The sequence below is a fragment of the Gordonia lacunae genome, assembly GCF_002149015.1.
GTDB classification, from domain to species: domain Bacteria; phylum Actinomycetota; class Actinomycetes; order Mycobacteriales; family Mycobacteriaceae; genus Gordonia; species Gordonia lacunae.
The window spans coordinates 37,051-60,596 of sequence record NZ_NGFO01000021.1 but is presented as its reverse complement, the minus strand read 5'-3'; the positions used below and the strand labels follow the sequence as shown (position 1 = coordinate 60,596).

At 69.2% G+C, this 23,546-nt stretch carries 22 protein-coding genes; 14 read left to right on the top strand and 8 right to left on the bottom strand.

All coding sequences use genetic code 11. The features are described from left to right. Positions 1-14: 14 nt before the first annotated feature. The 4 genes from garA to secA2 all read right to left on the bottom strand — a co-directional run bounded on the left by garA (position 15) and on the right by secA2 (position 4,247). On the bottom strand, positions 15-467 hold the full coding sequence (gene garA, locus CA982_RS17565; protein ID WP_086536550.1) for a glycogen accumulation regulator GarA: 453 nt from the start codon (positions 465-467) through the stop codon (positions 15-17). A gap of 316 nt (positions 468-783) precedes the next feature. Further along, a complete protein-coding gene (gene gcvH, locus CA982_RS17560; RefSeq protein ID WP_004022166.1) occupies positions 784-1,188 on the bottom strand; it encodes a glycine cleavage system protein GcvH in 405 nt (134 codons plus the stop codon). A gap of 21 nt (positions 1,189-1,209) precedes the next feature. Then, complete coding sequence (locus tag CA982_RS17555) at positions 1,210-1,839, bottom strand: CDP-alcohol phosphatidyltransferase family protein (RefSeq protein WP_086536549.1); 630 nt, start codon at positions 1,837-1,839, stop codon at positions 1,210-1,212. Beyond that, entirely contained in the window at positions 1,836-4,247 is a 2,412-nt protein-coding gene (secA2, locus tag CA982_RS17550) for an accessory Sec system translocase SecA2 (protein ID WP_086536548.1), read from the bottom strand. Before secA2 ends, CA982_RS17555 begins: the two co-directional genes overlap by 4 nt. A gap of 152 nt (positions 4,248-4,399) precedes the next feature. On the opposite strand from secA2, the gene CA982_RS17545 reads away from it, so the two are divergent. Then, a complete protein-coding gene (locus tag CA982_RS17545) occupies positions 4,400-5,950 on the top strand; it encodes a hypothetical protein (RefSeq protein WP_086536547.1) in 1,551 nt (516 codons plus the stop codon). A 21-nt stretch (positions 5,951-5,971) separates the two neighbouring features. Here CA982_RS17545 and CA982_RS17540 read toward each other — a convergent pair whose 3' ends face one another. Beyond that, on the bottom strand, positions 5,972-7,222 hold the full coding sequence (locus CA982_RS17540; protein WP_086536546.1) for a hypothetical protein: 1,251 nt from the start codon (positions 7,220-7,222) through the stop codon (positions 5,972-5,974). Between the two features lie 164 nt (positions 7,223-7,386). Here CA982_RS17540 and CA982_RS17535 point away from each other — a divergent pair, with 164 nt between their 5' ends. From CA982_RS17535 to CA982_RS17520, 4 genes are read left to right on the top strand one after another with little or no spacing between them, the layout of a single operon-like run. Then, a complete protein-coding gene (locus CA982_RS17535) occupies positions 7,387-7,803 on the top strand; it encodes an META domain-containing protein (RefSeq protein WP_086536545.1) in 417 nt (138 codons plus the stop codon). 8 nt (positions 7,804-7,811) lie between these two features. Further along, a complete protein-coding gene (locus tag CA982_RS17530; protein ID WP_425269088.1) occupies positions 7,812-8,783 on the top strand; it encodes a malate dehydrogenase in 972 nt (323 codons plus the stop codon). Positions 8,784-8,794: 11 nt separating this feature from the next. Next, positions 8,795-9,625 carry a polyphosphate kinase 2 gene (gene ppk2, locus CA982_RS17525; RefSeq protein WP_086536586.1) on the top strand — a complete coding sequence of 277 codons (831 nt, stop codon included), beginning with the start codon at positions 8,795-8,797 and terminating at the stop codon, positions 9,623-9,625. Then, entirely contained in the window at positions 9,625-9,921 is a 297-nt protein-coding gene (locus tag CA982_RS17520) for a DUF503 domain-containing protein (protein WP_086536543.1), read from the top strand. The genes ppk2 and CA982_RS17520 overlap by 1 nt, the downstream gene beginning before the upstream one ends. On the opposite strand, the gene CA982_RS17515 is transcribed toward CA982_RS17520, so the two are convergent. Next, positions 9,902-10,486 carry a mismatch-specific DNA-glycosylase gene (locus tag CA982_RS17515; protein WP_086536542.1) on the bottom strand — a complete coding sequence of 195 codons (585 nt, stop codon included), beginning with the start codon at positions 10,484-10,486 and terminating at the stop codon, positions 9,902-9,904. The genes CA982_RS17520 and CA982_RS17515 overlap by 20 nt on opposite strands. Before the next feature lie 40 nt (positions 10,487-10,526). After that, the gene (locus CA982_RS17510; RefSeq protein ID WP_086536541.1) at positions 10,527-10,895 is read right to left on the bottom strand and encodes a VOC family protein; all 369 of its coding nucleotides are present in this window, start codon (positions 10,893-10,895) and stop codon (positions 10,527-10,529) included. A gap of 115 nt (positions 10,896-11,010) precedes the next feature. Here CA982_RS17510 and CA982_RS17505 point away from each other — a divergent pair, with 115 nt between their 5' ends. From CA982_RS17505 to CA982_RS17465, 9 genes are all read left to right on the top strand, one after another. Next, complete coding sequence (locus tag CA982_RS17505; protein ID WP_086536585.1) at positions 11,011-14,202, top strand: ATP-binding protein; 3,192 nt, start codon at positions 11,011-11,013, stop codon at positions 14,200-14,202. A gap of 124 nt (positions 14,203-14,326) precedes the next feature. Next, a complete protein-coding gene (locus tag CA982_RS17500) occupies positions 14,327-15,754 on the top strand; it encodes an FAD-binding oxidoreductase (protein WP_086536540.1) in 1,428 nt (475 codons plus the stop codon). Positions 15,755-15,814: 60 nt separating this feature from the next. Then, complete coding sequence (locus CA982_RS17495) at positions 15,815-16,228, top strand: PIN domain-containing protein (protein ID WP_086536539.1); 414 nt, start codon at positions 15,815-15,817, stop codon at positions 16,226-16,228. A 118-nt stretch (positions 16,229-16,346) separates the two neighbouring features. Further along, positions 16,347-17,975, top strand: coding sequence for an FAD-dependent monooxygenase (locus CA982_RS17490; RefSeq protein WP_086536538.1), 1,629 nt, complete (start codon positions 16,347-16,349; stop codon positions 17,973-17,975). Positions 17,976-18,050: 75 nt separating this feature from the next. Further along, entirely contained in the window at positions 18,051-19,358 is a 1,308-nt protein-coding gene (locus CA982_RS17485) for a polysaccharide pyruvyl transferase family protein (RefSeq protein ID WP_086536537.1), read from the top strand. A 238-nt stretch (positions 19,359-19,596) separates the two neighbouring features. Further along, positions 19,597-20,082 (top strand): PPOX class F420-dependent oxidoreductase, encoded by a 486-nt coding sequence (locus CA982_RS17480; protein WP_086536536.1) that lies wholly within the window; start codon positions 19,597-19,599, stop codon positions 20,080-20,082. Positions 20,083-20,113: 31 nt separating this feature from the next. Further along, positions 20,114-21,082 (top strand): ATP-binding cassette domain-containing protein, encoded by a 969-nt coding sequence (locus tag CA982_RS17475; RefSeq protein WP_086536535.1) that lies wholly within the window; start codon positions 20,114-20,116, stop codon positions 21,080-21,082. Then, on the top strand, positions 21,079-21,882 hold the full coding sequence (locus CA982_RS17470; protein ID WP_086536534.1) for an ABC transporter permease: 804 nt from the start codon (positions 21,079-21,081) through the stop codon (positions 21,880-21,882). Before CA982_RS17475 ends, CA982_RS17470 begins: the two co-directional genes overlap by 4 nt. A 10-nt stretch (positions 21,883-21,892) precedes the next feature. After that, positions 21,893-22,513, top strand: coding sequence for a GyrI-like domain-containing protein (locus CA982_RS17465; protein WP_086536533.1), 621 nt, complete (start codon positions 21,893-21,895; stop codon positions 22,511-22,513). A gap of 6 nt (positions 22,514-22,519) precedes the next feature. Here CA982_RS17465 and CA982_RS17460 read toward each other — a convergent pair whose 3' ends face one another. Beyond that, positions 22,520-23,386 carry a helix-turn-helix domain-containing protein gene (locus CA982_RS17460; RefSeq protein WP_086536532.1) on the bottom strand — a complete coding sequence of 289 codons (867 nt, stop codon included), beginning with the start codon at positions 23,384-23,386 and terminating at the stop codon, positions 22,520-22,522. Between the last annotated feature and the right edge of the window lie 160 nt (positions 23,387-23,546).

The window sequence follows — 23,546 nt, the reverse complement described above, 5'->3', positions numbered from 1 at the left end:
CGCCGTCACGGGTGTCAGGCGTCTGCTTCGTCGCGGGGGCCGCTGAGGAAGACCAGGCGGAACTTGCCGATCTGGACCTCGTCGCCGTTGCTCAGCGACGCGGTGTCGACCGGCTCCCGGTTGACGTACGTGCCGTTCAGGCTGCCCACGTCGACGACCTGAAACTCGTTGTCGCCGAGACGGAACTCGGCGTGACGACGGCTGACTGTCACGTCGTCGAGGAAGATGTCGCTGTCGGGGTGCCGGCCGGCCGAGGTGGTCGGCTGGTCGAGGAGGAACCGCGACCCGGCGTTGGGTCCTCGCTTCACGACAAGCAGCGCGGTCCCGGGAGCGAGTCGCTCGACCCCCGTGTCGGCCGGCTCACTCGAGGTGCTGGTCCCGGCGTCGAGTTCGTTGATGAACTCCTCCCGGAACACCGATGTGGTCTCCACCGGCGCCTCGAAGTCCCTGTCGTTTTCGCTCACCACTTCTCCTTCGTCGTCGTCAGTGCCAACCGCGTAGTCGTCAACCGCGTCCTCGGAACCGTCGGAACCGCTCGGGACGATGCCCGTCGGCTTTCGCCGCGATGGCCGGTCGAATCTACATGACTTGTGCGGCCGGGTAGTTCTCGGCGCGAGATCGTGAGCATCGGTGTCACGTCGCGCCTCGTTCCCACTGCCGTAACCGTACCGGTCATGCCGATCGCACCGGCGAGCGAGTCGACTCCGGCAACGACGATCATATCGTTCCGGGAGCCATCAGCCGGGTCGATCGGGGCACCGGCCGCTCGCGGCCGTCGGGAACTCACCCCTCGATGACGGCCCGGTAGCCCGCGGCGTCGAGTACCTCACCCAGGTGTTCGTCGAGGATCGCCTCGTCAGCCGCCTCGATCTCGACCAGCCATCCCTCGCCGTAGGGGTCCGAGTTGACCAGTTCCGGCGACGCGTCGAGGGCGTCGTTGACGGCCGACACCGTGCCCGCGAGGGGCCCGAAGATGTCCGACACGCTCTTGGTCGACTCGACCTCGGCGAACGACTCCCCGACCGTCACCTCCGCACCGCTCTCGGGTAACTGGACGAACACGACGTCGCCGAGCGCGTCCTGTGCGTAGTCGGTGATCCCGACGCGCACCGTCGTCGGCCCGAGTCGCTCGATCCACTCGTGCTCCGCGGTGTAGCGCAAGGTCTCTGGCACTTTGCTGTCGGTCACGCGAACCCCTTTCGTTCTCGGTCAGACACTACTGCCTGCCGAGGCGCCTGCCCGGCCGCGCGGCGGCATGAGCCGCACCACCAGGATCGTCTGATACCAGTACAGGACGAAGGACCACAGATACAGTCCGACACCCCAGATCATGAAGGCCCAACCGATCGGGTAGGCGATGGTCCCCACGATCGAATCGAGTTGTCCGGCAAGGAGCCACGGGAACGCGCTCATGAGCGCGAATGTCCCGGCCTTGCCGATGTAGAGCACCGGTAGCGCCAACACCCCGCGCGAGCGCAGCAGCGGCGCCGACGCGAAGAGCAGGACGTCCCGAGCGATGATCACACCGATCAGCCACCACGGCAAGAACTCCCGGATGCCGAACGCGATCGGGATGATCACGATGTAGAGCCGGTCGGCGGCCGGGTCGAGCAGCGCACCGATCCGTGACGACTGATCGAGCAGCCGCGCGATCTTCCCGTCGGCCCAGTCGGAGAAGCCGGAGAACATCAGGACGGCGAAGGCCCACCCGTCCGCCTTCTCGACGAGGAGCAGCCACACGAACACCGGGATGAGTGCCAGCCGAAGCACGCTCAGCGCGTTCGGGACCGTGACGATCCGGTCCGGAGCCGGCGTGGTCGCCGCCTCCGGCTCGGTCACCGGAAGATCCCGATGATGCCCTGCAATGTTTTCGCTCCGCCTGAGGAGAACAGGTTGTCGTGGACCATGTAGGTCCACGTGGTCGTCGAGCGGTGCAGATCCGCGGAGCCGAGGTCGACGCCTTCCGGAGTGATGTCGGCCTCCCGGAACGTCTCACGCGCCTTCGTCAGAGCCGTGCCGGGCAGGTCGGCGAACTCGGCGAGGATCAGCCGGTGGAACTCGTCGAGCGGGCTCTCCTTGCCCAGCGACCGCAGGTGGATGCTCGCGCGCACATCGGAGACGAACGCGAGATGATCGGCCCAGGCGCGGTCCAGGTGGTACAGCACGATCTCGCGCGCGGCCTGCGACAGCACCTCCCGAGGGACCGGTGCCACCGTCCGGGCCTTGCCGGCGTCGGTCGTGTCGGTGTCGCTGTCGGCCTTGTCGCTGTCGGCCTTGTCGCTGTCGGACTCTGCGGTCTCGGCCTTCTCGGACGTCGTCGCGCCGGTCAGCTCGGCGTAGCGCTCCGGTTCCAGATCCGCGAGCTCGTCGAGTGCGGAGTCGGTGGTGAGGATCGTCATCCGCCGGTCGACGATGATGTCGCGCTGCTGGTTGACCAGCTTGTTGTAGCGCCAGGTGTTCGCATGGAGTTCGAGCATCACGCCCTCGGCGATCCGCTGGGCCTGCTCGATGAGGTCGATGCCCTTGCTGCCCATCGAGCCGTCGTCATTGGGCGACACCGGGTCTCGTTTGAACGCGAGGTTCTTGGTGACAACCGGGTCCTCGAGGCTCGAGAAGAACACCGACGTGCCGGGATCACCCTGGCGGCCGGCGCGGCCGCGCAGCTGGCTGTCGAGTCGCTCGGTGTCGTGGCGGCCCGTTCCGACGACGCACAGCCCGCCGAGTTCGATGACCTCGTCGTGGGCGTCCGCGTCGTCTGTGGAACCGCCCAGACGGATGTCGGTGCCTCGGCCGGCCATCTGGGTCGACACGGTCACGGCACCCCGGGCGCCGGCCTCGGCGATGATCTTCGCCTCCTCCGCGTCGTTCTTCGCGTTGAGCACCACCGACGGCACCCCGGCCTTGTCGAGGAAGTACGCGAGCTCCTCGGACTCGGCCACGTCGTGGGTACCGATGAGGACGGGTTGCCCGGTGTCGTGGATCTCCTTGACATAGGCCACGATCGCCTCGACCTTGTTGGCCTTGGTGTCGTAGACCCGGTCGGGCAGGTCGGTCCGGACGTTGGGGGTGTTCGGCGGGATCTGGGACACGCGCAATTCGTAGAACTGCCGGAACTGCTCGCCGGCGGCGAGCGCGGTGCCGGTCATGCCGCACACCTTCGGGTAGCGGCCGACGAGCGCCTGCACGGTGATGGTGTCGATGACCTCGCCCGAATCGGTCTGGGTGAGACCTTCCTTCAGCTCGACCGCGGCCTGTACGCCGTCGGGCCAGCGCTGCAATTGCGCGACCCGGCCGCGGGAGGCGTTGATGAGGTGGACACCGCCGTCACGCACGATGTAGTGGATGTCGCGCTCGAGCAGATAATGCGCGTGCATCGCGATGCTGACGTGCACAAGGGTCGTGCCGACGTGTTCCTCGCTGTAGAGGTCGATACCGCCGAGCTCTTCCTCGACGAACGCCGCACCCTCGTCGGTGAGGGTGACATTGCGACCCTCCGCGTCGACCTCGTAGTGCTTGTTCTTCATCCGCGACACGACGTCGTGGATCGCCTCGTCGGGGACCTCGGTCTCGGTCGACCCGGCCAGCACCAGCGGCACCAGTGCCTCGTCGACGAGAACCGAGTCCGCCTCGTCGATGATCGCCACGTCGGGCGTGGGCGACACGAGGTCCGATTCGGACAGCGCGAGCTGATCGCGCAGGACGTCGAAGCCGATCTCGTTGACCGATCCGTAGGTGACGTCCCCGGCGTATGCGCGTCGGCGTTCCTCGCGGTCGGAGTTCTCCGAGACGGCGTGCACGGTGATGCCGAAGACGTCGAAGAGCGGCTTCATCCACTCCGCGTCGCGGGTCGCCAGGTAGTCGTTGACCGAGATCACGTGAACCTGATGTCCCTGCAGCACATGACCGATCGCGGCGATCGCGCCGGCGAGCGTCTTGCCCTCACCGGTGGCCATCTCGACGATGTCGCCTTCCAGGAGGCGCAGCGCACCCTGCAGCTGGACGTCGAAGGGTCGCAGGTCGAGGGCGCGGTCGGCGGCCTCCCGGACCAGGGCGAGGAACTTCGCGCGGTCGGCGGGCTTCTCGGAGATGTCGAGTTTCTCGGCCTCCGCGCCGAACGCGTCGTCGGCGAGGTCGGCGGCCCAGTCGGTGTGGGCTTCGGCGTCCTTGATCACTCCCAACGACTTCGACTGGTTGCGAGTCGACTGGGCGCCCAGAAGTCGCCACATGCTGTTGCTCAGCTTTCCCACCGAAACATTTCTCCTGATCGTTCCCGGTTTCCGTCGCGACCCGCCCCCTCCCGGCGGTCAGGTCAGCAACAACGGTACGCGGCCGCTGGTCGACCGAGGACGCCGACATTATGATCAGTCCACCGATTCGGCTCGAGGACTAAGGACGGCCCATGACCAGGACTCGCCGGAACCGGGTGCGCCGCCGCCTCGTCCGGGCGGTGATCGCGGGATCACTCATCGCGGTGGGAGTGGGCCTCGGTGCGTTCAACGACTGGTGGGTGGCGCTGTTCTTCGGGATCCCGCTTGTGTTCGCCGGGATCGCGATCAGTCCCCGCGCGTCGCGGGTGTCCGAGCTGCCGGAGTTCCGGCGAGCCACCTCGCCCGACGCCGCGCAGGTCGAGGTGGAGGCACTCACGCGGAGCAGCCTCACGGCCGACGACCTGCAACCGACGATGATCACCGCGACCATCAACCCGTCGAACGACACCGCCTATCGGGCCCGCTGGATCACCTCGATGACCAAGGGCAACTTCCAGTCGCTGACAGACACGCCATTCACGACCCTGCCGCCGGACGCACTTCCGCCGCGCGATCAGGCCGACACCCCCGAGTTCGACGACCAGCCCGGCCGCTGGGCCCTCGTCTACCCGGCGGTCACCTTGGTCGTGGCCGGCGCACTGCTGTTCGGCGTCGCCGGCGGGTGGCACGTCGACGGACCATCGCTCTCCGGGTTCGACTCCGCGATCGGTTCCGACGACGAGTCATCGGACGAGGAGGACGCCACGAGCCTCGTCGACCAGCACCGCCGGATGCTCGACGCGATCGTCGAGTACGTGGGCCCTCCCGGCCTGCGCAACGTGCTGCAACTCAACTATCAGATCGACTCCCCGTCCGCCTCCGCCCGCGTCTTCGATCCCGCCACCGGCGGCGCGCGGAGCATCAACATCGGTGACGGGTACTCGAACTCGTCGGTCGTGCCCAACACCGAACGGGCGAACAAGACCTTCGACGCAGCGGCCATCGACCCGGACGTCCTCGGTTCGCTGGCCGGCCAGATGACGTCGGCGGTGAGGCCGTTTGCCTCCGACGCAGATCTTGCGCGGGTGACCATCGCGCGTCCGGGACCCGACGAACCGGCGCTCATCCGGGGCACCATCGACGGCGGCAAGGAGATCTCGCGCGACTTCGAGGTCCAGGCCCGGCCGGACGGCGCCGTCGCGGAGTTCTTCGATCCCGCCGACTTCCAGGTTGCGTTCGACGTCGCACGCCGAGCGATGGCTGCGGCCGGGATCCCGGTGGACACTCCCGTGATCGACGAGTTCGTCATCCGCGGGATCGCCGACAACACCGGCGGAATCGACGCCAGCGCCGTGCAGAGCAGTGGTGGCGTGTTGGTCGACTACACCATGCCGAACCGCAGCGGCGACGTCGTTGTCGTGCCGGGCCTGTTCCCTGTGGTGACGGACCGGCCGGGCCGGAACCGTCCCGACGGTTTCGCGTTCGACGCGACCTCACCTGAACTGTTCGACGCGGTGCGCAACGACGCGATGGAACGCGGCGCGATCCCCGACTACGACCGCGGTGCCGTCACCATCGAGATGTCCGACCCGCCGTTCTTCGATGAGATTCCGTTCGCCATCCGGATCGACATCGCGAACTCGGACACTGCCAAGGGTCTGTACGCACCTGACGGGCGGTTCATCAAGCAGGGTCATTACTGACGGTGCGCTGTTTTCACGCGCTCACACCTTCGGCGTACCCGCTTCGAGCGCGCGGCGCGTGACCGCCTGCAGTTCGGCGACGGCCGCCTCGGGGGGATGGAGCACGCCACGATCGGTCATCGTGGTGACGATGTCGCGGACCCGACCGAAATAGGTGGCCTGTTCCGCGGGCGTGCTGCTGGCGGCAGCGTGGTTGTAGAGCTTGAGCGCGCGATCGAGGTCGTCCTGATCGGTCTGCTCCAGGTAGCTCGCGCCCACCCGCCGGCCGTTCTTCTCGCAGGCGATCCAGGCCCGCCGCAATCTGGCGACGGACTGCTGATAGGCGTCCGCACGCGAGCGGTTGCCCGGGTAGTCGTCGGTGCGCAGGGCCATCGCCTCGTCGAGCGCGAGATGGAAAGTCTGTGTCTGTTCGACGGTCACGTCCGTCACGGCCGGGTACCGCAGCAGCATGGCGGGATCGAGTTCGTAGGTTCCGTAGGCGCCGAGGACCTCGTCGTGGCGACGCGCCGCTTCCTCCCACAACCGTTGCGCCGCTTCGTCCGAGCCCGCGTCGGCGATCCGCGGCCCGCCCGATGGCGGCCGCGTCAGGTCGACCGGTTCGGTCGACGCAGCATCCGGCTCCGTGCGCGGCTGCCGTCCCGACGACGCCCCGGTCTTCATGGCGCCCGCCTTGGCGGCGCCGGTCCTCTTCGTGGTGGCGACGCGCTCGGGCGCGTGCCGCCGGAGACGAGCCAGGATCTCCGCCACCGCCGGGTCCCCCTCGACGACGGCCACCCGCCAGAAGTCCGTCTCGGACGCGGCGTCGGTGCCGTCCTCGCGGTCACGGGGAGCTTGCTCCTGCTCGGCGGGGACGGGTTTCCCGTTCTGCGTCGCGAAGGTCAGCTTGAGGTACTTCTGCCCGAGCACCGTCAGATGCCGCGCGCGCTCGCCGGACATGTCCGAGGTGGCATCCGCCGGTCCGCCCACCGACACCGTGACCAGTGAATCGAGCGGATAGCTGACGAGCGTGCGATCCTCGTTGCCGAAGTAGACCGTGTCCTCGTCGACGGTCACCAGGACAGCTCCTCGTTCGCCGAGCCGTCCGTAGGCCGCGCCGAGCAACGACGCCACGATCGCCCCGCCGACCACCGCCGAGATGACCAGGCCGTCGACCCCGGCGACGTTGAGCGCCACGAGCGCGACCATGGCGGCGAGCATGAGGATCCAGGCAGCGGTCGCCGAACGATGATGGCGACCGGTCAGGAACTCGGTCCGGCACGTCACCGGGACCATCGAGCACCCACATTCGTCATATCCATACCCCTGTCCGGTCGGCTACCGTTGTGCTCGTGAGTTCCGGCGAACGCCGTCATCCGGCGCAGAGACGTCAACCCGTGACGGGACGTCGATCCGCACACGACCGTCACCCGGCCCGCGAACACCGCATCAGCTTACGCATGGCGCTGCTGCTCAGCGCGGTGATCGTCGCCCTCGGTACGACGATCGTGGGCACCGGTTCCGCGCCCGCCGCTCCCCCGGTCCCCGGCTTCGTCGGCAAGACCTACACCTCGACCGCGGTGACCGGAGAACAGATCCCCGGTGGCGGGCCACTGGAGGTCAGTTTTCCCGCCGCCAACCGGATCGCCCTGTCGGCCGGCTGCAACAGGCACATCGGCGATCTCCGCGTCGACAACTCACTGTTGCGTCTGGGCTCTCTCGCCTCGACGATGATGGCCTGCCCCGGCCCGCGTGCCGGCGCCGACACCTGGGTCACCGAGTTCACGAAGGAACCGCTGACCTGGTATTCGGTGGGCCACGCCCTCGTCCTCGTCGGACCCGCTGCGCAGGTCCTGCTCACGGAGAAACCCTCGTGAACCGGCGGATGCCCGTCACCGTCACCGTGACCGGCGCGGCCGGCAGCATCGGATACGCGAGTGTGTTCCGGATCGCCGCCGGCGCGATGCTCGGTCACGATCAGCCCGTCGGGCTGCGGCTTCTGGAGCTGCCGCAGGCGATCCCCGGCGCCGTGGGCACCGCGATGGAACTCGACGACGGCGCCTTCCCGCTGCTGACGTCGGTGGACGTTCTCGATGATCCGCGCAAGGCATTCGACGGGGCGAGTTTCGGACTGCTCATCGGAGCCCGCCCACGCACCAAGGGCATGGAGCGCGCCGACCTGCTGGCCGCCAACTCCGACATCTTCGCCGCCCAGGGTTCGGTGATCAACGACGTTGCCGCGGACGACATCCGGGTGATCGTAGTGGGCAATCCCGCCAACACGAACGCCGCGGTGGCCGCCGCCCACGCGCCCGAGGTACCGGCCGATCGGTTCACGGCACTGACCCGTCTGGACCACAATCGCGCGATCGCGCAGCTCGCCCGGCGCACCGGCGCGAGCGTCACCGAGATCAGCCGGGTCACCGTGTGGGGCAACCACTCCGCGACTCAGTACCCGGACATCTTCCACGCGCGGGTCGGCGATCGGAGCGGCTCGGACATCGCCGCCGACCGCGACTGGCTCGTCGACGACTTCATCCCGACCGTCGCCCGACGCGGCACCGCGATCATCGAGGCCCGTGGATCGTCGTCGGCCGCCTCGGCGGCGAACGCCACGATCGACCACGTCCACGACTGGGTGCTCGGCACGCGGCCGGACGACTGGACGTCGGTGGCGCTGCCGTCTCCCGGTGTGTACGGGATCCCCGAGGGACTCGTCTGCTCGTTCCCGGTGCGGTCGGTCGACGGCGGGTGGCAGATCGTGGAGGGTCTCGACATCAACGACTTCTCGCGGGCCCGCATCGACGCGTCGGTCGCCGAGTTGCAATCCGAGCGCGAGGCCGTCCGCACCCCGTAGTGTTTCTGCTCATGTCGAAGAAGGACAAGCCGAAGCAGCCCAAGGTCGCGAACAAGGTCTACGAGGCCGAACTGTTCCGGTTGCAGACCGAACTCGTGAAGCTCCAGGAGTGGGTCCGCGAGAGCGGCGCTCGCGTGGTGGTCGTCTTCGAGGGGCGCGACGCCGCGGGCAAGGGCGGAACGATCAAACGGATCACCGAGTACCTCAGCCCCCGCATCGCCAGGGTCGCCGCGCTGCCCGCACCAACGGATCGTGAACGCGGACAGTGGTATTACCAGCGCTACGTCGCACACCTGCCGGCGCCCGGCGAGATCGTCCTGTTCGACCGGTCCTGGTACAACCGGGCCGGCGTCGAGAAGGTGATGGGCTTCTGTACACCCGAGGAACACTCACGGTTCCTGCGGCAGACGCCGATCTTCGAGCAGATGCTCATCGACGACGGCATCCTACTGCGCAAGTACTGGTTCTCGGTGTCCGACGAGGAGCAGCTCAAGCGGTTCCGGTCGCGTATGAACGATCCTGTGCGGCAATGGAAGCTGAGCCCGATGGACCTCGAGTCGGTGTACCGGTGGGAGGACTACTCGCGCGCCAAGGACGAGATGATGGTTCACACCGACACCGCCCTGAGTCCCTGGTACGTCGTCGAGTCCGACGTCAAGAAGCACGCACGGCTGAACATGATCTCGCACCTGCTGTCGACCATCGACTACGCCGAGGTCCCCCGCCCCAGCGTGTCGCTGCCCAAGCATCCGATCGAGTCGGGCAACTATCACCGCCCGCCGCGCTCGCTGTCCAAGTACGTACCCGACCACGTGGCGACGCTCATCCGCACCGATCACTGATGTGGATCGGGTTCTGCGAGTTCGACTATCTCCTCGGTGATGTGCACTCGCTGAAACAGAAGCGGTCCGTGGTGCGACCGATCGTCGCCGATCTCCGCAAGCGGTACACGGTCTCGGCGGCCGAAGTAGGTCACCTGGACGTGCATCGTCGGACCGTCATCGGGGTCAGTGCGGTGGCCGCCGACCGCGGGCATGTCGTCGATGTGCTCGATGCGGTCGAGCGGTCGGCGGCAGGTCATCCCGAGGTGGAGCTGCTGTCGGTGCGGCGCCGCGTCATCAGCTCGGCGGACTTCTGAGGTCGTTCACGACCCCGGCGGCGACCGCGGCCCGTCGGTAGGCGGCGGCCAGGGTGTCCACCGTCTCGTGAGCGTTCAGCCCGCTCGGGTTCGGGACCACCCACAACTGCGCGCCGTCCCACGTCTCGTCCTGCCGTCCGGGCACGGCGTCGCGACGGCCGAACGCGCTGCGATAGGCGGTGATGCCCGCGACCGCGACGACGCGGGGACCGATCGCGCGGACGCGCTCACGCAGGCGGCGTCCGCCCTCGCGCAACTCGTCGACGGTCAGTTCGGCGGCGGTCGCGGTGGCGCGCGGTACGACGTTGGTGATTCCCACGCCTCGGTCGAGCAGCAGCGTCCGAGCGTCGGACATTCCCCGTGAGGCGTCGATCACGTGGTCGACGATGCCGGCCCGGGCGAGCGCCGGGTAGAACCGATTGCCGGGCCGAGCGAAATGCGCCCCGGTGGCCGCCGTCCACAGACCCGGGTTGATCCCGACGAACAGCAGCTTGCAGTCCTCGCCGACCAGGTCGTCGACGGTGCGGTCCTGGAAGGCGAGGAGTTCGGCGCGGGTGAACCCCATCAGGCCCGTCCGGCGTACGCCCGGCGGAGTCGGCGGCGGGTCAGGACGTGACCTCCGCGCCGTGCCGTGCCGACACACAGAACTGGTTGCCGTCGGGGTCGGCGAGGGTCACCCACGCGAACCCGGGCATCTCGTGATCGGCGATCCTGGACGCGCCGGCCGCCACGAGCCGGTCCACCTCCGACTCGAGATCGTCGGTCGTCAGGTCGAGATGGATGCGGTTCTTCCCGGGTGTCGGGTCCTCGACCTTCTGAAAGGCGAACAGCGGTGCGCCCTCCCCGACCGCGACGACGACGAAGTACCCGTCGTTGTCCTCGACGACGCGGCCGCCGAGCTGGTCGGCCCACCACGTCGCCAGGGGCGCCGGTGCGAGCGCGTCGACGGTGATCATGCCCAGTGCGAGAGTCATGGCTGTCAAGCTACTCCGGGCCGCCGACATCGCCGAGCGATCGTGTGCCGGATCGCCGGGGCACGTTCGCCTCTACTCGCCCGGAGAGACGCGGACACCGCTTACACTCACGCTGATGCCCGAACTCTCGTACACGATCATGGGCGGTCTCGGAGCCCAGATCGGTTCCGATGCCGTCGAACTCGGCACGCGCAAACAGCGGGCGACGCTCGCCCAGCTGATCCTCGCCGAGGGGGCTCCGGTGCGCGCCGACAGTCTGATCGAGGGCATCTGGGGCGATTCGCCGCCCGAGCGCGCAGAGGTGTCGCTCCAGTCGTACATCTCTGGTCTGCGCAAGGCCCTCGAACCAGACCGGAAACCACGGACTCCCTCCACGGTCCTGCTCACCCACGGATCCGGATACAGCCTGCCCGCGACCGGCGACCAGGTCGACGTGCGACGGCTGACCGCCCGCGTCGTCACCGCGCGCGCACTGATGCAGCGGGGCGATGCGGCCGCGGCCGCGCCACTGCTGGCACAGGTGCTCGACGACTATCGCCCACTGCTGCCGGAGTTCGAGGGCCTGGCCTTCCGGGATGAGGCCGCCGACCAGCTCGACCGCATGCTGCAGGCGGCTCGCGAGCTGTCGTTCGAAGCCCGGATGGCCGACGGCGATCACCGTCTGCTCGTCACCGAACTGGAGAGCGCGGTAGAGCGTTCGCCGCTCGACGAAGGACTGTGGGTCCTGTTCGCGACGGCGCTCTACCGGCTCGGTCGCCAGTCCGACGCGCTCGGCGCGATCGCGACCGCCCGCCGAATCCTGGCCGACGAGATCGGCGTCGATCCGGGGCCCCGGCTGCGGACCCTCGAGAGCGACATCCTCGACCACGCGCCGCATCTCGACGTGCCCACCGTCGCCCGCCCGGGCACCGGGACGATCGCGGCGGACGTCGCCGAGACCACCCCGGCGGGCCCCTCTCGCGACCACGAGGTCGACGACCCCGAACCCGACGAGACGCCGTCGGTCGTGGGCCGGACCGAGGAACTCGCCGCGCTGCATCGAGCCGTGCTCGCCTCCATGTCGGGGCACGGCGGCGTCGTCGTGGTCGAGGGTGAGCCGGGTGCGGGCAAGACCGCCCTGATCGACGAGGCCGGCCGACGCGCCGCGGGTGCCGCCGACCTCCAGGTGCTGTGGGGACGCTGCGTCGACGACCCGGCGGCCCCGTCGATGTGGCCGTGGGTCCAGATCCTCGGCGCGGTGCTGCCCCGGCTCGATCCGGCCGACCGGGAGCGGCTCCTCGACAGCTCGCTCGGCCGCATGGTCACCGAGGGCGTCAACGTGATCCCGCCGCCCCGGCAGATGCCCGACGCCGCCGCGCGATTCCAGTTCTACGATCAGGCGGCCGATCTCCTCGACGGCGTGGCCGCGACCTCGAAGCTGATCATCGTGCTCGACGACCTGCAGTGGGCCGACGGCGCATCGCTGGAGTTGTTCGCGCACATGGCCGCACGCCGGACCAGCGGGGTGACCTTCTTCGCCTCGCTGCGTTCGCCGTCCACCCGACCCGTCGTCGCCGGCACGCTGGCGACGCTCGCCCGGCTTCCGGAGCACCGGCGCCTCCACGTCGGGCCCCTCGACGGCGACGACATCTCCGAACTCATCCGGCGCGAGACCCGCCAGTGGCCGGAGGTCGCCACCGTGGCCTCGATCGAGCGACGTACTGGCGGCAATGCGTTCTTCGTCCGCGAACTCGCCCGCATCCTGGCCGATCGCGGGTCCATCGCCGGCAGCGCGGTCCCCTCCGGTGTCCGAGATGTGGTCCGCCAGCGGCTGGTCGGACTGTCACCGGAGACAACCGAACTCCTCGAACTGGCATCGCTCCTCGGTACGCGCGTGGATCTCGTCCTGCTGGCGGCCGCCGCGAGACGCCCGGTGGACGAGGCACTCGACCTGCTCGAGCCCGCCGGCGCGGCGGGGGTCATCGACCTCGGACCGGACGATCCGTTCGGTTTCGGGTTCAGCCACGACATCATCCGGGAGGCGATCGCCGACGGGATCGCCGCGATGCGCGCCCGCCGGCTGCACCTCGCGATCGCCGACGCGCTCGCCGGCAACTCCTCACCCCATGCGGTGACGAGGGTTGCCCGGCATCTGTGGTCCGCCGGCCCGCTGGCCGACCGGGAGCGCACCACCGCCGCCCTTCTCAGCGCGGGCGACATCGCCCTGCGCTCCTACGACTTCGACGGGGCGCGCAGACATCTGGGAGATGCCGCGACACTGGCCCGAGCGACCGGCGACCAGCAGGCGGAGCTCGTCGCGATCGCCACCCAGCTGGCCGGCGAGGTCGCGGCACACGGCTACTTCGCCGCCGATCCCGACCTGCAGGAGCGTGCCCGGACGCTTGCGTCCACTCTGGGCGACACGCGCCTGCTCGCGACGCTCGACTACGCACGCTGCGCGGCCCACTTCCAGATCGCGGACACGCACACCGGGCACCGCCTCGCACAGGATCTGCGGCGGCGCGCCGAGCGGTCCGACGACCCGGTCGTCACCCACCTGGGCATGCACGCGGCCGGTATCGATGAGTTCCACCGTGGGAATTTCGGTGCCGCGCATCGCATCCTGGAGACCTACGCGCCGATCGACGTCGATGTCGAGGGTCTCCGCGACGACCAGCTCGCGATGGCCCGCGGCTTTCGCGCCTGGGCGGCGACCGTGCATCTCGGCAGCGATGCCGGCCGGGCGGTGTTCGCGACGATGGGTGACGCGCACCCCGATCCGCGATCGCAGCTCGGGATGGCCGTCTTCGCGGTCGGTGCGGCGTCCATGCTCGGGGACGCGGACTGGGTCCTCGATGCCGGGCCGGCCATCACGTCGGACGCCGCCGCCGCGCTCGCCTACCTCCGGCGCGGCGGTGAACGCATGTACTGGTGGGCGCGGGCCGTCACCGGCGACCTCGACGAAGCCCTCGAGCACATCGACCGGCTGGGGGCCGACGACGCCGGGATGGAGGACCACCCGCGGACCGGTGAGGCCTACTGGCTGGGCCTGCACGCCGAGGTCCTCGTGGTCGCCGGCAAGCTCACCGACGCCGCGGCACTCCTCGACCGGGCCGCGGACGTCGCCGACCGGACCGGCGAACGGTATGCCGACGCGCACCGCCTCGTCGTCCGCGCGCGCTACGAGTACGCCAACGGCCGCGCCGCCTCGGTGGTGGCCGCGACCCTGTCGGCCGCGCGCGACACCGCACGCGCGCAACAGGCGGACGGGATGGTCCGGAGAGTCGACGCACTGGCGTCGAGCTGGGGACTCGCCGTCCCCAGCTGAGGAGCACCAAGTCCGTCTCAAGTCGCCCTCAAGGTCCCTCGGCGACCCTGGTCAGGACTCGGGCACCGCCCGGACACCGCCGAACCCTGCCGGAGTTCTCCCGGCCGCAACCGAGGACCTGCCGATGACCGCAACCCCCGCTTCCTCCCCACCCGGGAACACCGAGCGCCTGACCGTCCGCACCCGCACCTCGGTGCTCGCGCAACTCCGCGACCGGATCGCCGGCGACGTCTACGGTCCCGGCGACGCGGGTTACCTCGACGCGCGGTCCGGCTTCAACCGGCTCGACGTGCATCGTCCGGCCGTGATCGCCGTTCCCGCCAACCACTTCGACGTCGTGGAAGCGGTCCGGTTCGCCACCGAGGAGGACCTGCGCGTCGCGGTGCAGGCGACCGGCCACGGCACCGGGCGGCCCGCCGACGGCGGGCTGCTGATCAACACCTCCCGACTCTCGTCTGTGAGCATCAACCCGATCACCCGGACCGCGCGCGTGGGTGCAGGTGCCACGTGGCGGACCGTCGTCGACGCCGCCGCGCCGTACGGACTGGCGCCGCTGATGGGCTCGGCGAGCGGTGTCGGCGCCGTCGGCTCCACGCTGGGGGGCGGTTTCGGCTGGCTCGGCCGACGCTTCGGCCTCGCGTCGGACCACATGCGCGCCGCCGACCTGGTCACCCCGGACGGGACCCCCATCCGGGTCACCGACACCAGTCACCCGCACATCTTCTGGGCGTTGAAGGGCGCCGGCGCAGGCGGCTTCGGGGTCGTGACATCCATGGAGATCGCGCTCGTCGAGGTGTCGACCGTGTACGCGGGCAACCTCTTCTACCCGGTCGCCGACGCCGAGGAGATCATCCGCCGCTTTCGGGACTGGGCACCCGCGCAGACCGACGAGCTCACCTCCGCCGTCGCGGTTCTCAACTTCCCACCCACCGACGACGTCCCGGCACCGTTGCGCGGTCAGAGCCTCGCCGTCGTGCGCGGATGCTGGTCCGGGGATCTCGACGCCGGCCGGGCGATCGTCGACGAGTGGCGCGCGTGGCGCGCGCCACTCGTCGACACGTGGGATGTGCTGCCATTCGCCGCGATCGACGCCGTGAGCATGGACCCGACCGAACCGATGCCGGTGATGGTCACCACCGAATGGTTCGACGACCTCCCGGACGCCGCCATCGACATCGTCGCCGACCGGGTTCGGCCGGCACCCGCATCCGCGCCCCTGATCGTGTGCGGTGAGATCCGCCACTCCGGCGGGGCGATCGCCCGCGGCGCGGAGCACGCACCCAACGATCGGGGCCGCACGGGACGCTTCCTCCTCGAACTCGTCGCGGCGGTGCCCGACCCGCACGTCGCACTGGCGGTCGAGTCGACGCTGCGGGTGACACGCACCGAGCTCGCGCCGTACGTCACCGGCGCCGCCTTCCTGAACTTCACCGCGGGTACCGAACGGGTGGCCCGTGCCGCCGACGCTTTCAGCGCCGCCCACCGGCGGCGGCTCGACGAGATCAAGAGTGCAGTCGACCCGGCGAACCGCTTCTGCCACGGCGACATCTGATCGGCACGACCGTACCGACGCACTTGCCCTCGACGGGCCGGGTGTGCGGTGATGGTTGGCATGTCCGCCCCGTCCGGTGACCGACCCCATCACTCGGCCGACACCCGGCCGCTGCTCATCGTGGACGGCGCCAACGTCGTCGGTTCGGTGCCTGACGGGTGGTGGCGCGACCGTCGCGGAGCCGCCGAGCGACTGCGCTCACGACTCGAGTCCATCGCGGTCCGCGGGCTCGAGGGACTGCCGGGACCACTCGAGGTGGTGCTCGTGGTCGAGGGCCGGGCCCGCGGTGTCGAAGCGAGCGAACACGTCCGGGTCGTGGATGCACCCGCCGTGGGCGACGACACGATCGTCGACGTCGTCGCCGACTCGGACCCGCATCGGGACCGGATCGTGGTGACCGCCGACCGCGAGCTGCGGGCGAGGATCGCGCGCCTGGGCGCGCGGGCGATCGGCCCGGCCGCCATCCCGAGATAGTCCAGCGCACCACGACGACTGTTCGGCGCCCGGTTTTTCTCCGTTCTCGCACCGCGTCGGCGTCCGGTCGGCCGATAATCCTCTCAGCGTCGGCGACTGCCGGCCACGGGAGGATTCCATGACCGAAGTCGATGTTCTGATCGCCGGTGCCGGCCCCATCGGCTTGACCGCCGCAGTCGAACTGCGCAGACGCGGAATCGGCGTGCGCATCGTCGATCCGCTCCTCGAGCCTCCGCAGTACGCCAAGGCCGTGGGCATCCAGCCCCGCACTCTCGAGGTGTTCGAGAGCATGGGCGTCGTGGGAAAAGTGCTCGACGCGGGCCTGGAGATGCGTGGCCAACTCGTCTACGTCAACGGAAACCAGGTCTCACGGGTCGACCTCACGACACCGCCCGACGTCCCCTACCGTTTCCACCTGCTGCCCCAATACGCCACCGAGCGCATCCTCCGCGAGCGCCTCACCGATCTCGGCACCGAGATCGACCGGGGCACAGCGGTATCGGCGTTCGAACAGGACGCCGACGGCGTGACCGTCACCCTCACGGGTCCGGACGGCGAGACCACCGTCCGAGCGGATTATCTGCTCGGCGCCGACGGTGCGCACAGCGTTGTGCGCAAGGGACTGGGGCTGAGCTTCGAGGGCGCTGCCTTCACCGAGCAGTACATGCTCGGCGACGTCGCGGTGGACTGGTCGATGCCCCGTGGCTACGCCGTCCGGTCGATGCACCAGAACGCGGACGGCACCACCGACGACCAGCTGGTGTGCATCCCGCTGCCCGGCCGCGGGCGCTACCGGATGTCGATGCTGGTCCCCGAGGAGCTCGCGGTCGCGCCGACGAACGGTGGGGACGGTGTGGCGCACGGCTTCGAGGGAACGCGGGCCCCGGAACTGTCCCACATCCAGGCCGTCGTCGATCGACTCTCGCCCGAACCCGCGTCGGTCTCGGACCTGCGATGGTCTTCGGTGTTCCGGATCAGTCACCGCATCGTCGATTCCTACGGCCGCGGACGGGTGTTCGTCGCCGGCGATGCCGCGCACATCCATCCGCCGACGGGGGCGCAGGGCATGAACACCGGGGTGCAGGATGCCCACAACCTCGCCTGGAAGCTCGCGCTCGCCGTCGCCGGCGTCGCCTCCGAAAAACTCCTCGACAGCTACGACCTCGAGCGCCGGCCCGTCGGCGAAGAGGTCGTCGGACGCACCGTCCGGGACGCCCGCGAGGGCATCGGTGCCGATTCCACCGACATCGACTTCGTCATGCGGCGCGAGGCACAGTTGCTGATCTCCTATGCCGACAGTCCCGCAGTCGCCGGGTCGACGGTCCCTTCGGCGCCGGCCGCGCCGCGGGCGGGCGAACGAGCACCGGACGCGGCGGGCCTCAGTCGCGAGTCGGTCAATCACCAGCTGCGTCTCTTCGACGTACTGGGCGGCGTCGACCACTCACTCGTCCTGTATGCGGACGCCGCCGCCGGTACCGGAGATGTCACCGGCCTCGAATCCCTGGCCGCGGAGATCTCCGCGAAGTCGCACGGCCACTTCGATATTCACGTGGTCGCAGCACCGACGGCGCAGGTCGGCAGCACCGACCTGCCGCTGCTCCGGGACACCGACGGCCGGTTCGCCGACGGCTACCTCCCGGATGGTTCGACAGTGTTCGTCATCCGCCCCGACGGGTACGTCGGCTACCGCGGACCCGTCACCGACGCCAAGGCCGCTCTCGCCTACCTCGAAGGCACATTCCGCTAGCCCTCGCACACCCTCAGACCGACCCCACCGTCCGGGCGGTGTCGGCCACGCGGGGACGCCGTAACCTTGGGGACCGTGACCAGACGACCGGCGACCGACCGCCCGCTGTTCCGGCCCGCGGACATCCTGGCCGATCGCATCGGCACCGCGGTCCGGCATCGCACCGCCGACTCCCGGCTCGGCCGCGCGATGGGCACCGGCGAGGTGATCTATCTGGTGGCCCCGGCCGGTCATCCCAACTACGGTGACGAACTCATCGCGCGCACATGGTTGCGGCATCTGGCCCGGGTACGGCCCAATGCCACGGTCGTGCTCGACTGCCACAGTCCCGGTACGGCCACCACCCTGCTGCGCGATGCCCACCCGAACATGCTCGTCGTCGACACCCTCTGGCAGTTGACCAACCATGCGGCGGGCGCCGAACCGCAGGCGCCGTGGGAATGGGTCGCGTCCGCCGCACTCGACACCGGTCTGGCGCCGCGCGTGACCGCGGGTGTCGACCTCCTGCACTCCGCGACCACCATCCACCTGCTCGGTGGTGGCTACCTCAACACCGTGTGGCCGCACCATGTCTCGCTGTTCGTCGCCGCTGCCGCGGTGGCCCGGCGATCCGGTGCCCGGCTGGCCGCGACCGGTCAGGGGCTGGTTCCCGCTCTACAGGGCCGGGCGTGGGCGGCGCTGACCGAGTCGTTCGCCGCATTCGACATCGTGGATGTGCGCGACTCCGCATCGTCGGAGGTACTCGACGGCGCTGTCGCCGCACGGCATTCCGGCGACGATGCCTGGCTGGCCCTCCACCGGCCCCGGCCGCCGCTGTACCGCGAGACCGATCCACCGGCCGAGCACGGGGTCGTGCTCTGCCTGCAATCCGACCTCACCGAGAAATTCGCCGGGCCCCGGTCGACCGGCGTCGAGGCGCTGGCCGATTTCGTGCGCACGACGCTCGACGCCTGGGACGTGCCCGGTTCAGCGGTGACCGTCATCGAGGGAATACCGGGGCACGACAACGAGGTTCCCTTTCTCCTCGGTCCGCGGTTGACGGGCGCCACCGTGCTCAACTTCCGCGATGTCTGGCTCGGCGGGTTGCCCGCCGGGCACCGCCACACCTGGATCAGCACCCGGTTCCATCCGCACCTCATGGCCGCGGCCGCGGGCGATCCCGGGGTCGCGGTCGTGGCGATGCCGGGGTACTACTCCACCAAGCATCGGTCCCTGATCGATGCCGGCTCGGACTGGAGCGTCGTCGACTCCGGAATGTCTGTCCCGGACCGGCCGAGCGGCCACGGATTCGACGCGATCGCGCGGGAGCGAGCAGTCTCGGCCAAACTCGCCACGGCAGTCGAGATCTATCCGGTCCCGCCGGTACTGGCCCACCGTATCTGAGCTCCCGCACGGGCATTCGGCTGCTCACCGCACACCGCCTGGTCGCACGGCGAGCTCCGGGGCGAGACCCACCTGTGCGATCTCCCCGGATACAACACCTCGCTGTTCCACGACCACGACCACGACCCGGACACGACCATCGTCGTCATGGTCGACGACGCCGTCACCGTCTCCGGCAAGTCCACGGAACGCGCAGCGCTCGCCGTGGGATGCCCGGTCCCGGCGTAAAGTCGGCGGCATGGCCAGAACAGTCGCGAAAGCCGATGGTGTCGACCGTGCCGGACTGCTCGAGTTCATCCGGCCGCGTCACCACATGATCCTCAGCACCGTCCGATCCACCGGCAGTCCGCAGATGTCACCGGTCACCGGCGGCGTCGACCAGCAGGGCCGCATCGTCATCTCGACCTATCCCGGGCGTGCCAAGGCCGCGAACCTCCGCCGCACCCCCGTGGCCGGCGTCGTGGTGCTCTCCGACGAGTTCAACGGCGCCTGGGTCCAGGTCGACGGCGACGCCGAGGTCCTCGACATGCCCGAGGCCGAAGACGCACTGGTCGACTACTTTCGCAGCATCTCCGGCGAGCACCCGGACTGGGACGAGTACCGCGCCGCGATGCGGACGCAGGGCAAGTCGCTGATCCGCATCACGCCGACGAGTTGGGGCCCGATCGCCACCGGCGGGTTCCCCGCCGACGTCGCGGCGCGACTCGACGCGCACGATCGATGATCGACCCCCACGGCGCGACGGACCCGATCGGTTGACCACCGCCGCCGACATCGAGATCAGCGGACTCACGAAAAGCTATGGCGAGCACCGTGTTCTCGACGGCATCGATCTGCACGTACCCGCGGGGAGCGTGACCGCACTCCTCGGTCCCAACGGTTCCGGCAAGACCACCACCGTCGGCATCGCATCGACCCTGTTCCCCGCCGACTCGGGGACGGTGACCATCGGCGGACACGACACGGTCGCGCAGACCCGGGCGGTCCGGGCGATCATCGGCGTCACCGGCCAATCGGTTGCGGTCGACGAGTTGTTCAGCGGACGGGCCAATCTCGCCCTCATGGCCGACCTGCGCCGGCTGGGTCGTCGCAGCGGGCGGGCCCGGACGCGGGAGCTGATCGAACAGTTCGACCTCGTCGAGGCCGCGGACCGTCCGGTGTCGACATATTCGGGCGGAATGCGGCGCCGACTCGATCTCGCGATGACGCTCGTGTCGATCCCGCGCGTCATCTTCCTCGACGAGCCGACGACCGGTCTCGACCCCAGAAGCCGTCGGATGCTGTGGGACACCATCTCCGGGCTCGCCGCCGACGGTGTCACGATCTTCCTCACCACCCAATACCTGGAGGAGGCCGACCGGCTCGCGGACCGGATCGCCGTTCTCGACCACGGGCACATCGTGGCCGAGGGCACCGCCGCCGAGTTGAAGAGCCGGGTACACGATTCCGAGGTGCGCCTGACGTTCGCCGACCGCGACTCGTTCGACGCGGCGGCCGCGCTGCTCCCGCATGCACGTCGCGTCGTCGAGTCGCGACGCCTCGACATCGCGACCGACGACACCGTCGCCACGGTGCGGACCACACTGAATCGGCTCGAGGCCGCGGGGATCACGGTCGCCGACGTCGCTGTCCATGCCCCGACCCTCGACGATGTGTTCTTCGCCCTCACGGGTGATCCCGCTCCCGACATCGCCGACCCCGATCAGGCCGGAGGAGCATCATGACGGCCCTGGCCCACACGATGTCGGACTCGCGGGTCATGGTGCGCCGAAACGTGCGTCGGCTCATCCGGTTTCCGGTACTGACCGTGATGCTGGTCGGGATCCCCGTCGTCTTCCTGCTGCTCTTCGTCTTCGTGTTCGGCGGCCAGCTCGGTGCCGGCATGACCACGCAATCCGGCGACAGCGGACGGGCCGCCTATCTCGACTACGTGGTGCCCGGGATCGTGCTGGTCACCGTCGCGTCGGCGGTCCAGGGCACGGCCATCGTCGTGGCCATGGACATGACATCGGGGATCATCAATCGATTCCGCACGATGGACATCGCCCGCTCCGCGGTCCTGACCGGTCACGTGGTCGCCAGCCTGATCCAGGCCCTGTTCAGCATCGTCGTCGTCCTCGGCGTCGCCGTCGCGATCGGGTTCCGGCCGTCGGCCGGCTCACTCGACTGGCTGGCCGCGCTGGGGGTGACCACGATGTTCGCCATCGCCCTGATCTGGCTGGCGGTCTATCTCGGACTGGCCGCCAAGAGCGTGGAGACCGCCAGCAACACACCGATGTTCCTCACGATCCTGCCGTTTCTCAGTACGGGTTTCGTCCCGGCCGAATCGCTGCCCGCCGGGTTGCGCCAGTTCGCCGAGTATCAGCCGTTCACGCCCGTCATCGAGGTCCTGCGCGGCACCCTCACCGACGCCCCGGTCCCAGCGGGCAGCGTCGGAGCGGCGATCGGGTGGAGCCTCGGCATCGGCGGAGTCTCGTATTTCCTCGCCCGCCGAACCCACGAACGGCGGCGCATTCCCCGATAGGGTCATCGACGTGCCCGAGAAGGTCGATTTCAAGAAGACACTCGACGCGTACAAGGCCGCTCGAGGCCGGCTACGTGTTCTCGACATACCCGTGATGCGCTACCTGATGATCGACGGGTCGGGCGACCCCAACACCATGCCACAGTTCGCGGCGACCATCGAGACGCTGTACCCGGTCGCCTACAAGCTGAAGTTCGCGAGCAGTCGCGAACTCGGGCGCGACTACGTCGTCCCACCGCTCGAAGGTCTCTGGTGGTCGGACGACATGAGCGCGTTCACCGGCGCACGCGACAAAGGCCGCTGGAGTTGGACTCTCATGCTGATGATCCCTGACTGGATCGACGATGACATGCTCGACGACGCCGTCGCGCAGGCGGGCGCGAAGAAGCCACCGCCGCGGCTCGACGACCTCCGCATCGACTCCCTGGACGAGGGCCGGTGCGTACAGACGCTGCATCACGGTTCCTTCGACGACGAGGGCCCGGTCCTCACCGAGATGCACGATCGGTTCATCCCCGACAACGGTTTACGCATGCGAGGGCGGCATCACGAGGTCTACTTCAGCGACTTCCGGCGGGTCGCGCCGGACAAACTGCGGACGCTGTTGCGACAACCGGTCGAACATCTCTGACCATCCTCACTCGAAGGGAGTCGGAGCGGGCTGGCTCCAACTCGCGAGGATCGAGATCGCTTGACGCGACGGAGATCCCGGTTCGGTGGTGTAGAGGAACAGCGTCTGCTCATCGTCTCCGGGCAGGGTCAGGGTTTCGTAGTCGACGGTCAGCTCGCCGACGATCGGGTGCGCCAGACGCTTGGCGCCGAACGTGCGCTGGTGGACCCTGTGCTCAGACCACCACTGCCGGAACTCCGGACTCGACAGCGACAGCTCACCGACGAGCTCGATGATGTCGCGGTCGCCCGCCATCCGTCCGGCTTCCAGCCGCAGACTCTCGACGGCGCTGCGCGCCTGCGTTTCCCAATCGATGAACAGATCGCGCGCCGACTCGGACAGGAGCATCCAGCGAGCGTAGTTTCGTTCCCGGCCGGGCATCCGTTCGAAGTCGGCGAAGAGCGCTCGGGCCATCCGGTTCGCGGCGAGGACCTCGGTACGACGACCGAGAACGAGTGCGGGGTGCGCGTCGAGGGAGTCAAGCAGCTGTCGTAAACCAGGTCGGACTCGTTGTACCGCCGTTCGCGACCGGCCAGATGTGCGCGGTGGTCGTGTCGCCGACACCAGATTCCGCAGGTGGCCCTGCCCGACGTCGTCGAGTCCCAGCGCCTGCGCGATCGCATCGATGACCTGAGTGGAGGGAACGATGCGCCGACCCTGCTCGAGGCGGGTGTAGTAGTCGGTCGACACGCCGGCCAGAAGTGCGACCTCCTCGCGTCGCAGTCCCTTGACACGACGGACGCGCCCGTCGTCGGGTAGTCCCGCCTCCCGGGGATCCCGTGCGGATCGGGCACGACGGAGGAAGTCGGCGAGTTCTCGGTTGAGATCGGACATGATCCCATTCTGCGTCAGTCCGGCGGTCCGCGCCTGGGCCTGCGAGTCCTAGGTTGGCCCGGACTGGGTGCACGGGGGCCGGTTACGAGCTCCCACAACCGCTTTCGACGGGACATTCTCGACTCATCGGTTCGCAGCCGAACCGATGAGAACACACAGG